The organism is Bradyrhizobium sp. PRIMUS42, assembly GCF_023006515.1.
GTDB lineage: Bacteria > Pseudomonadota > Alphaproteobacteria > Rhizobiales > Xanthobacteraceae > Bradyrhizobium.
Map to the genome: position 1 here is coordinate 1 of NZ_JALBGZ010001298.1, position 914 is coordinate 914.

Sequence of the window (914 nt, forward strand, 5' to 3'; positions counted from 1 at the left end):
CTGCTGCTCGGCGCGGTGACGGAGGCCGCGGTCGCCTGCGCCGGACGCACGGATATCGCAAGGGCGGGCGCGGAATATGCCCGTGCGTTCAAGTCGCTGGTCGAGGCGCTGCGCGTGCGGGAATGATTGTGCTAAGTGACGAAACGGAAACGTCCACAGCAACAAGAAGACTAGCAACAGATGACCGCAAATTCTTCCCTCGAACCAAGCGATCCCGAATTCGACTACATCATCGTCGGCGCAGGCTCCGCCGGCTGTGTCCTCGCTAACCGGCTTTCCGCGAACGGCAAGCACAGCGTCCTGCTGCTCGAGGCCGGCCCAAAGGATTCCAACATCTGGATCCACGTCCCGCTCGGCTACGGCAAGCTGTTCAAGGAGAAGACCGTCAACTGGATGTACCAGACCGAGCCGGAGCCCGAGCTGAAGGGCCGCCAGGTTTTTCAGCCGCGCGGCAAGACGCTGGGCGGATCGAGCTCGATCAACGGCCTGCTCTATGTCCGCGGCCAGCACGAGGACTATGACCGCTGGCGCCAGCTCGGCAACACCGGCTGGGGCTATGACGACGTGCTGCCCTATTTCAAGAAGGCCGAGAACCAGTCGCGGGGGGCCGATCAGTATCATGGCAGCGGCGGTCCGCTGCCGGTGTCCAACATGGTCGTGACCGATCCGCTGTCAAAGGCCTTCATCGACGCCGCGGTCGAGACCGGTCTGCCCTACAACCCCGATTTCAACGGTGCCACGCAAGAAGGCGTCGGCCTGTTCCAGACCACGACGCGCAACGGCCGCCGCGCTTCGACCTCGGTGGCCTATCTCGGCCCGGCAAAGTCCCGCGGCAACCTCAAGATCGAAACTGGAGCGCTCGGCCAGCGCGTGCTGTTCGAGGGCCGCCGCGCCGTCGGCGTCGAATATCGGCA

The 914-nt window shown here is 64.3% G+C and carries 1 protein-coding gene and 1 pseudogene; both read left to right on the top strand.

Annotation, left to right across the window (positions count from 1 at the left end; translation table 11 throughout):
• A pseudogene (locus MOV75_RS42820) lies at positions 1-126 on the top strand (TetR/AcrR family transcriptional regulator); the annotation flags it as partial.
• A 54-nt stretch (positions 127-180) separates the two neighbouring features.
• Positions 181-914: GMC family oxidoreductase (locus MOV75_RS39855; RefSeq protein ID WP_247008332.1), on the top strand; the 734-nt coding region annotated here is incomplete at its 3' end.